Source organism: Candidatus Liberibacter sp., from assembly GCF_014048425.1.
GTDB lineage: Bacteria > Pseudomonadota > Alphaproteobacteria > Rhizobiales > Rhizobiaceae > Liberibacter.
This window is the reverse complement of the sequence record NZ_JACETX010000045.1, coordinates 1-9,201: the sequence shown is the minus strand read 5'-3', so window position 1 is coordinate 9,201 and position 9,201 is coordinate 1. Positions and strand designations below refer to the sequence as shown.

Here is a 9,201-nt window from a genome sequence, read left to right as displayed (position 1 = left end):
TTCTGTGATCGTATTATGCGATTGGGATTTTCATATGCTTCTTTTTCAGGTGTCTCCTTTGGAAAAGATGATATAGTTGTTCCTGAATCCAAGAAAAGAATTGTTTCAGAAACCGAAAAAATGGTGAAGGAATATGAGCAACAGTACAATGACGGACTGATTACTCATGGAGAGAAATATAATAAAGTTGTTGATCTTTGGGGTAAGACGACTGATAAAGTTACTGAAGAGATGATGTCCTGTATCAAGGCAGTTGAATTTGATCCGGAAACTAAGCGTCAAAAACCAATGAATTCTATATTTATGATGTCTCGTTCTGGGGCGCGTGGTTCTGTCCTTCAAATGCGCCAGCTTGGTGGAATGCGTGGATTGATAGCTAAGCCATCCGGAGAGATTCTTGAGTCTCCTATTGTTTCGAATTTCAAAGAAGGACTCAGTATACACGAATTCTTTTGTTCAAGTCATGGTGGCCGTAAGGGATTGGTTGATACGGCTATTAAGACTGCTAATTCTGGATATCTAACTCGTAGGCTTGTAGATGTTGCTCAAAATTGTGTCATAAAAGAAATTGATTGTGGTACGGATAAGGGTTTAACAATTGGGTCTATCGTAGATTCTGGGCAGGTGGTTTCTTCTATAGGAAGTCGGATTTTAGGGCGTACAATTCTTGATGATATCATTAATCCTGTGACGGGTGAGTGCATTGTCAAGGCTGGAGAGTTAATATCTGAATCTCATGTGGTTGATATTGAAAAATTTAGTATTCAGCATGTTAGGATTCGTTCAGCGTTAACTTGTAGAACCTATAAGGGAATATGCTCGCTGTGTTATGGTCGTGATCTTGCTCGAGGTTCTCTTGTTAACGTAGGTGAAGCTATTGGTATTATCGCGGCGCAATCTATTGGTGAGCCTGGAACGCAGTTGACCATGCGTACTTTTCACAGTGGTGGTATGGTTACGAACGTGGACAAATCCTTTTTAGATGCTCCTTGTATAGGTACAATAAAGATAAAAAATCGAAAAGTATTTCGCAATTCTGAGAATGATCTCATATCTATGGGACGTAATACGATGCTTAAAATCTTGGATGCATCTGGGCGAGAGCTATTTTCGCATCGTATTGTATATGGTGCCAAGTTTCTTGTCGATGATGGTGATGTCGTGGAAATTAGTCAGCGTATCTCTGAGTGGGATCCTCATACTCGCCCAATAATAGCAGAAGTTTCTGGGAAGGTAGGTTTTGAGGATCTGGTTGACGGTATTTCTGTTGTAGAGACGGTTGATGAATCTACAGGTATTATTAAACGACATGTTATCGATTGGCGTTCTACTCCACGAGGTCGAAATTTAAAGCCATCCATTGTTATCAAAGAAGGGAATGGTTCTATTCTGAAGCTTGAGGGGGGGGCTGATGCTCGTTGGTTCTTATCAGTTGGTGCCATTATTTCAGTTAATCCTGGAAATGAAGTTTCTACAGGAGATGTTTTGGCACGTTTACCGATATCCAGTGCTAGAACCAAGGATATTACAGGTGGTTTGCCACGAGTAGCTGAGCTTTTTGAGGCACGTCATCCAAAAGATAGTGCTATATTAGCGGAGATTAGTGGGACTATTAGAATAAAACGGGATTATAAGAACAAATCTCGTGTATTGATTGAGCCAGTCGCAGATAATATTGAGCCTGTTGAATATTTTATCCCTAAAAACAAGCATTTTTATTTGCAAGATGGAGATTATGTTGAAAAAGGAGATTATATTCTTGATGGAAATCCTGCTCCTCACGATATTTTGGCAATTAAAGGTATAGAAGCTTTAGCATCTTATCTTATCAATGAAATACAGGAAGTATATCGCCTTGAAGGTGTTGTTATCAATGATAAGCATATAGAGGTTATTGTCCGTCAAATGTTGCAAAAAGTTGAGATTGTTGATGCAGGTGATAGTGAATATATAGCGGGGGATAGTGTTGATCGCATTGAGGTGGATGCCGTTAATATGACGCTTTCACAGAATGGAAAGGCAAAAGCTACCTTCTCACCTGTTCTACAGGGTATAACGAAAGCTTCTCTTCAGACCGAATCGTTTATATCCGCTGCTTCTTTCCAAGAAACAACGAAGGTTCTCACTGAAGCTGCTATTGCTGGAAAAGTTGATATGCTAGAGGGACTTAAAGAAAACGTGATTGTTGGTCGCTTAATTCCAGCTGGAACAGGATCTGTTTTATCTCAAAATCATGATATTGCAATGAATAGAGATCGAATGATTCTTGAAGAGAGATGCAAAATTTCGAAAGAAGAGAATTTAGCAGTAGATAAAAATGATGTTCAAGGAATGTTGATAGAATGAGAAGTCGCTCACATGATTGTTCTAAGAGTGAATTTTTATAGGATTTATATGATATTTAAATCGTATTCTATCGCCTTTCTTTTTGTATGATTTTGTTATTATGCATTTTTTGAGGATACTTTTTTCTAGGAGCAAGTTTTCTGGTAGTTTTGTCACTTGTATGGTTCATGCAGTTCTCTAATTCACCTGCTTTATGTAAAAAAAAGGGGGAATTAGGCTAAATGCGTACTTGATGTCAAATTGAAAATTTATGTAATCATGATTAAAATAGATGTTTTTCCTATAGGAAAAGAGGTTCTTGTTTAGATCAGGAAAATCTTTGCAGGCGCAAAAGAAGACAGGAAACCGTAAATTTTATGCGTAACGATTAAGTTTATATGTTCCTTTCTGGAAAAGGGCTGAAAGCATATTTTTTCTGATCTTCGTGGATTGCATTTTTTTGATATTGGTGGCAAGTGATTTTCTATTTTAAAAATGTTTAAGTTTATTTATGTATCTGATTTTTAGATATAATTGGGTTTTGATGGGATTGATTGTATAGGATATTTGCCCGTTTTATATTAAATCCATGTATCTTCGTAAGACATTTGGAATTTGCATACCATAAGATTTTTCTGGATAAAAATCTTGAAAAATATTAATTTTAATACTAAAAATTGAGATTATTTGATCCCTCCCCCTTTCAGGGGATCTAATTGCAGCGGTAATTGTGCTTCCAGAGTGTCCAGAAATCATAACAACCATCAATAACACTCCAATTATTGGTTTAGGTCACGTAAGATATAAAAATATTTTTCTTTGGCGCTATTCAAATAGCGATAGGATTCATAAATATAGACAAAAAGATACGGTCGTTTTTTGTGATCGTATTCTCTAAGAAAAGTTCTTATGCTATTTTTTAGGGAATATATTCATCCCTAATTTTTACCAAAAAATTATTCTGACGTAGAAAGGGATAAAAGAGTCCATTTAATGATTTCAGAAGAGATCCGAGCAAAGCCAAGATTAAGAGATTTAATGAAATACATTTTGTTATCTTTTTCAAGCTGTTCTTCAATATGAAAGATTTTTTGTGCTTTTACAATACCATTACGGAAACCAATGAGTTTTACAGATATATCAATCACAGCTTTATTGCGCAGAAGATCAATTTCAAAAGATCTGATTGTAGAAGATATTTGATAGTCCGCAATCATACCTTGGCTTGGTTTACTAATAGCTAATAATCTGCCATCATTTTCAAAACTTGCAATTAATTTCGATTGCACCATGCGTGGCAGCTTATCGCTCCACTGCGAATTTATCAAATATTGAATTTCAGTAGGTGAATAACGGACAACAATATTTTCACTATCTAGAGCTTTAAGAGCCACTGGTTCACTGATAAAAAGTTGAAAATTGTATTTTGAGATATTTTGAGTGGATTTCAATTCTATTTCTACAACATCGAAGGTATTTTTAGGTGAATATCCGAAGCATGAAGAAAGCAACATGCACGATAACATAATGATATTGAGAGATATCATATTTTTAGTAAAATTCATCGAGTTTTTTCTCATAAGTCAGTCATCTATTCTGTTAATGCTTAGGTCTATATTGTTTGGCTGATTCTGTTCCCAGAAAAATCTGTTGAGGATTATGCTCAAAATTATCAAGAACGTCGCTGAAATAATTAACGCTTTGCTGAGTATCTGCGATGAGATCTTGCAAATTACGTAGACCATTATTTGAAAAATTCTGAAAATTATCAGCAATGGGAGGAACATGGGTACTAATCATGTTAGCCGTCTCCTTGAGAGATTGAAGCGTTTGATGTGCTTCTTCAATGAGAGAATTTTTGCCTCCTATGCTCGTCGTTTGTTTGATTTTTGATAAGATTTCTTCAAATTGTATGGAGAATCTATTAAGATGATTTGCCATTTCAGCTATATTATCAATTGTTAAAATCATTTTCTGACGACGTCCCGCCAGATCTTCTGTAATATTTTGTATAGAAGATATGCTCTTACGCGCATTTAAAGTAGTTTCAGAGATATTTTCTAGTGAGGAGGATATTTTTTGGCTATCTATTGCCGAAGATAAATTAGACAAGATACGATCGGTTTTCTGTCCAACGGTTTGAAAAGTTTGTGTCATTCGCTGAATTCCGTCTATTGTATTGCCTGCTTTATTGGATGCTCCGACGAGATTGGCGCTGGTGATTTCAGCATTATTCAGTATTGCGTCGATTTTTTTAGTATCAATGATGTTAGTCAATTTATCGATTGTTTTCATGCCATCAGATATCTTGTCGATAAATGCATTGAAATTTCCTAGAAGATTCTTCATACCACCTAAAATTTGGTCTGCATGGGAAATTTTTTGTGAAAATGTTGTTGACATGGTTTCAAAATTTTCAGCGGTTACCGTAAGTGGTTTGCGTACATCGCCTATAAAATCTCGAATCTGGTCGGATGTGACGTTGACTTTATTGAGAACTCCTTCTGCTGATGATAAAAGGTTGTTCATTCCTGAGGGATTGGCTGTAATAAACGCAGTTTCTTGCGTTTCTTCTGCAATCTGAAAGACGTTTTTATCTTCTTTCTGGGCAGTAGATAACTCAATATATGCCATCCCAGTCAGTCCTTGTACTCCAATAGTTGCGATTGTTGAAGGATATATTGGAGAATCAGATCGTATATGGACTTTGGCTAGGGAATACATCGGTTCATCTTCATCTATGGATAGTTTGGTAATTGATCCGATTTGGATACCATTAAAACGGACGGATGAATTAACCGAAAGTCCATTAACCGAACCAGGAATTCGGATTATTAATTCACTCATCGATTTGTCATACTGATTGTTTCGGGATAGCCAATATATGGCAAAAGACGCTAATAACAGGATTGAAATTGTGAAGATCCCTACGGATGTATAGTGAGTATCGGTTTCCATAATTTGGTTTACATTCCTCTCCTAGTCATCCTTTTGAAATAGGATTTAATCCAAGGATCATAAGAATCAAGCATGTCCTGAACTGTACCTTCTTTTACGATGCCTTTTTCTCCCATAACTATAACCCGACTACAAATAGTGAGTAAGCTATCAAGATCATGAGTTATCATATATACAGTTAATCCTAAGGTATTATGTAATTTTATAAGTAAAGTATCAAATTCTGCTGCTCCGATGGGATCGAGTCCGGAAGTTGGTTCATCTAAGAAGATAAGATCTGGATCAATTGCCAAGGATCGAGCTAGTGCGACCCGCTTAGTCATTCCTCCTGAGAGTTGTGCGGGAATAGCGGTAGCGATGTCGACAGGAAGTCCCACCATAGATATTTTGGTTCGAACAATATCGCTAATAAATGGTTCAGAAATATCAAGATGCTCGCGGATTGGAGTACAAATATTTTCATAAACGGTTAGAGATGGAAATAATGCACCACGTTGAAAAAGAACGCCCAATTTAGTGCTGAGAGCAATATCGCTTTTCCCTTTTGAAGGATTAAATTCTTTTCCCAAGATTTTTATCTGTCCCGAGGTATGAGGTACTAAACCCAAAATAGAACGCATGAGAACCGATTTTCCAACTCCGGAAGGGCCAATTATTCCAAGAATTTCTCCGCGAAACATATCCAAATTAACATTATCAAGTATAATTTTTTTATTGAATTTAACAGTTAGATCTTTGACGGATAAAATCTTTTCTTTCTGGGAAAAATTATTCGATACTTTCAAAATATATGCCTTTTGATGGAATTATATGCCAATTGAAAAGTAGAAAATGGCGAAAATAGTGTCTATCAGTATTACCGCAGAAATTGATTTTACAACACAAAGGGTTACTTTGCTTCCAAGGGAATTTGAGTCAATTCTCACTTTAAGCCCTTGTCTAGAAGCGATGATGCCGATTGCAAATGCCATGAAAGGAGTTTTTATAAGTCCTGCAATAATATCTCCTAACATGACTGTTGAATGAAAGCGCGAAAAAAAAACAGAAAAGGGTATCCCGTAATATTTATAAACAACGGTAGATGCTCCGATAACAGCAGAGAAATCAGCTAAAATAGTGAGCAATGGCAATGAGAATACAAGAGCCCAAATTCGCGGCGATATCAAAACCCTCATGAAATCAATTCCCATGACCTTGAGGGCATCAATTTCTTCGTTCATTTTCATGGATCCAATTTCAGCGGTCATTGCGCTTCCAGAGCGTCCAGAAATCATAACAGCCGTCAATAACACTCCAATTTCCCGCAATTGCAGGATGCCAATCAAATCAATTGCGAAAATTTCTGCTCCAAAATGGTGAAGCTGAAAAGCTCCCTGTTGTGCTATTACTCCTCCAACCACAAAAGATATAAGAATAATTACTGGTGCTCCACTCACTCCCATATAATACATTTGTTTGATAATAGAAGAAAGAAAATCATGAAACTTTCGGCGATCAGAGATTAACTCAGATGGAGCATATATAACTGAACCTAGAATATATATTTGTTCGTAAAAATCATCGAGTATCTCAAAAACCTTTTTCCCCACCAAACTACAAAAACGCTTCATAATATTACAGGAAATTTTAGGATTTGGTGTGTTGTCCACCAAGCTAGAAGGGATTATGGAGATAAGCTTCTCAACACGTTGTACTGCTCCTTGAAATTGTATTTTGCCACGATATCTCTCTATAAGACGGACGATAAACCCTGCGCCGATGGTATCAATTTCTCCGATCCCTGAAAGGTCAACTATAGCAGAATCGTTAGATACAGAATAATTAATGAGAATAAGTATATCATTTGCAATCTCAGTTACCTCTGGAGTGCGCCAACTTCCAATAAGACGGAATAATTTCGTTCCATCTTCAAGAGTAGATAGCATGATATCTGGGGAAGAAACTCCCTCTGATTCCATTGTCATCTCCAGTGATTAATTTAATATACAGATGAAAGGAATTTTTAAACAAACTACAAAATACGATTGAATTATATGCTTTTATGGTTTTTTTTACAAGAATAAAATCTATTACGAAGTATTAGGGATTTTAGTTTAATTTATAAGAGTAGATTCTTGTTTAAATAGTTAAGTTAGTAGACTATTTTTCTAAAATAAGTTATGCAATAATCCGCAAAGAAGGATTGTAATTATGGGGAATGAGTTGTCAGACAAGAGCGAATATGCCAAGATTTCTGCAGAGGATAGTCTATCTGAGAATGCGCTTTCCTATCATCAGTATCCTTGTGCTGGAAAATTGGAAATTCGTGCGACGAAGCCATTGAGTAATCAAAGGGATCTTACATTAGCTTATTCTCCGGGGGTTGCTGCTCCCTGTCTTGCTATTCACGAAGATCCTTCCAAGGCAGCAAAGTATACAGCTAGATCTAATTTGATTGCCGTTATATCTAATGGCTCTGCTGTGCTTGGTTTAGGTAATATTGGACCTTTGGCTTCCAAGCCTGTTATGGAAGGGAAGGCGGTATTATTCAAGAAATTCGCGGGAGTTGATGTATTTGATGTGGAAATCGATGCAGTAGACATTGAGACTATGGTTTCAACCATTGAATCATTAGAGCCAACATTTGGAGGAATAAATCTTGAGGATATCAAGGCGCCTGAGTGCTTTGAAGTCGAAAGGATTTTATCTGAAAGGATGAAAATACCTGTTTTTCACGATGATCAGCATGGAACTGCTATTACTGTTGCTGCTGCGGTGTTGAATGGGATTGAATTGGCAGGAAAGTCTTTTAGTGATATTAAAGTTGTTACCTTGGGAGCAGGGGCTGCCGCGTTAGCTTGCCTAAATCTCTTGGTGAAAATGGGAGTGCGGCGCGAAAATATTTGGGTTCATGATCTTGAAGGGCTTGTTTACAAAGGGCGCAAAAAGAGAATGGACAAATGGAAATCGGCTTATTCTCAAGATGGTGGTGCAAAGACTCTTGCTGAAACGATGGAAGGTGCTGACTTATTTCTTGGCTTGTCTGCAGCAGGTGCTCTTGATCCTGTCTTATTGAAGAAAATGGCAAAGAATCCTTTGGTCATGTCTTTGGCAAATCCTATTCCTGAGGTTATGCCTGAAGTTGTCGCAAAAATTCGACCTGATGCGATGGTATGTACAGGTCGTTCTGATTTTCCTAATCAAGTTAATAACGTGCTTTGTTTTCCTTATATTTTTAGGGGAGCATTAGATTGTGGAGCTACTGCTATAAATGAAGAGATGAAGATGGCGGCGGTTAGGGCGATGGCTTCATTGGCTCGAGATATTCCCCTTGATGTTGTAGCTTTGCAAGATGCTTCAGGAAAATCACCTGTTTTTGGTCCTAACTATCTTATACCGTCACCTTTTGATCCCAATTTAATTTTACGTATTGCACCTGCAGTTGCCAAAGCAGCAGCAGAAACAGGCGTTGCTACTCGTCCTATTGAGGATTTTGAGGCTTATCGGGATAGATTAAATCGTTTTGCTTTCCGTTCTGGATCTTTGATGAATCCGATATTTGCAATTGCTAGAAAATCAACATTTAAACGCGTTATATTTTCTGAAGGAGAAGATGAACGTGTTTTACGTACGGCACAAGTTTTGGTGGAAGAAAACATTGCCAGACCAATTTTAATTGGTCGTCCGAGTGTTATTGAGACGAGGCTTCATAGTTGTGGTCTAAAGATTCTTCCTAAGAATGACTTTGATATTATCAATCCAGAAGATAATGTACGATCCCTTGAATATGTTGATCTGTATTTTTCATTAATGGGACGAAAGGGGATTACTCCTGAGGTTGCGCATACTCTTGTTGGTAACAATCCTACGGTGATTGGCGCTTTAGCGCTTAAGCGTGGTGAAGCTGAGGCGATAATATGTGGGCTTAAAGGTCATTAT

The 9,201-nt window shown here is 37.2% G+C and carries 7 protein-coding genes; 2 read left to right on the top strand and 5 right to left on the bottom strand.

Annotation, left to right across the window (positions count from 1 at the left end; all coding sequences use genetic code 11):
- Positions 1-2,346: DNA-directed RNA polymerase subunit beta' (locus H0G72_RS05055; RefSeq protein WP_476384673.1), on the top strand; the 2,346-nt coding region annotated here is incomplete at its 5' end.
- 555 nt (positions 2,347-2,901) lie between these two features.
- Here the strand turns inward: H0G72_RS05055 and H0G72_RS05050 are convergent.
- From H0G72_RS05050 to H0G72_RS05030, 5 genes are all read right to left on the bottom strand, one after another.
- Entirely contained in the window at positions 2,902-3,090 is a 189-nt protein-coding gene (locus H0G72_RS05050; RefSeq protein WP_182017694.1) for a hypothetical protein, read from the bottom strand.
- Between the two features lie 191 nt (positions 3,091-3,281).
- Entirely contained in the window at positions 3,282-3,890 is a 609-nt protein-coding gene (locus H0G72_RS05045; protein ID WP_259345154.1) for an ABC-type transport auxiliary lipoprotein family protein, read from the bottom strand.
- Positions 3,891-3,924: 34 nt separating this feature from the next.
- A complete protein-coding gene (locus H0G72_RS05040; protein ID WP_182017692.1) occupies positions 3,925-5,283 on the bottom strand; it encodes an MlaD family protein in 1,359 nt (452 codons plus the stop codon).
- 8 nt (positions 5,284-5,291) lie between these two features.
- Positions 5,292-6,068, bottom strand: a complete 777-nt coding sequence (locus H0G72_RS05035; protein ID WP_182017691.1) for an ABC transporter ATP-binding protein — start codon at positions 6,066-6,068, stop codon at positions 5,292-5,294.
- A gap of 21 nt (positions 6,069-6,089) precedes the next feature.
- A complete protein-coding gene (locus tag H0G72_RS05030) occupies positions 6,090-7,241 on the bottom strand; it encodes an MlaE family ABC transporter permease (RefSeq protein ID WP_259345151.1) in 1,152 nt (383 codons plus the stop codon).
- Between the two features lie 232 nt (positions 7,242-7,473).
- On the opposite strand from H0G72_RS05030, the gene H0G72_RS05025 reads away from it, so the two are divergent.
- On the top strand, positions 7,474-9,201 hold a 1,728-nt coding region (locus tag H0G72_RS05025; RefSeq protein WP_182017689.1), incomplete at its 3' end, for a phosphate acyltransferase.

Bases quoted from the DNA above. Each gene is read 5' to 3' on its own strand.
- H0G72_RS05050 (WP_182017694.1), bottom strand. From the start codon at position 3,090: ATGGTTGTTATGATTTCTGGACACTCTGGAAGCACAATTACCGCTGCA.
- H0G72_RS05045 (WP_259345154.1), bottom strand. From the start codon at position 3,890: ATGAATTTTACTAAAAATATGATATCTCTCAATATCATTATGTTATCG.
- H0G72_RS05040 (WP_182017692.1), bottom strand. From the start codon at position 5,283: ATGGAAACCGATACTCACTATACATCCGTAGGGATCTTCACAATTTCA.
- H0G72_RS05030 (WP_259345151.1), bottom strand. From the start codon at position 7,241: ATGGAATCAGAGGGAGTTTCTTCCCCAGATATCATGCTATCTACTCTT.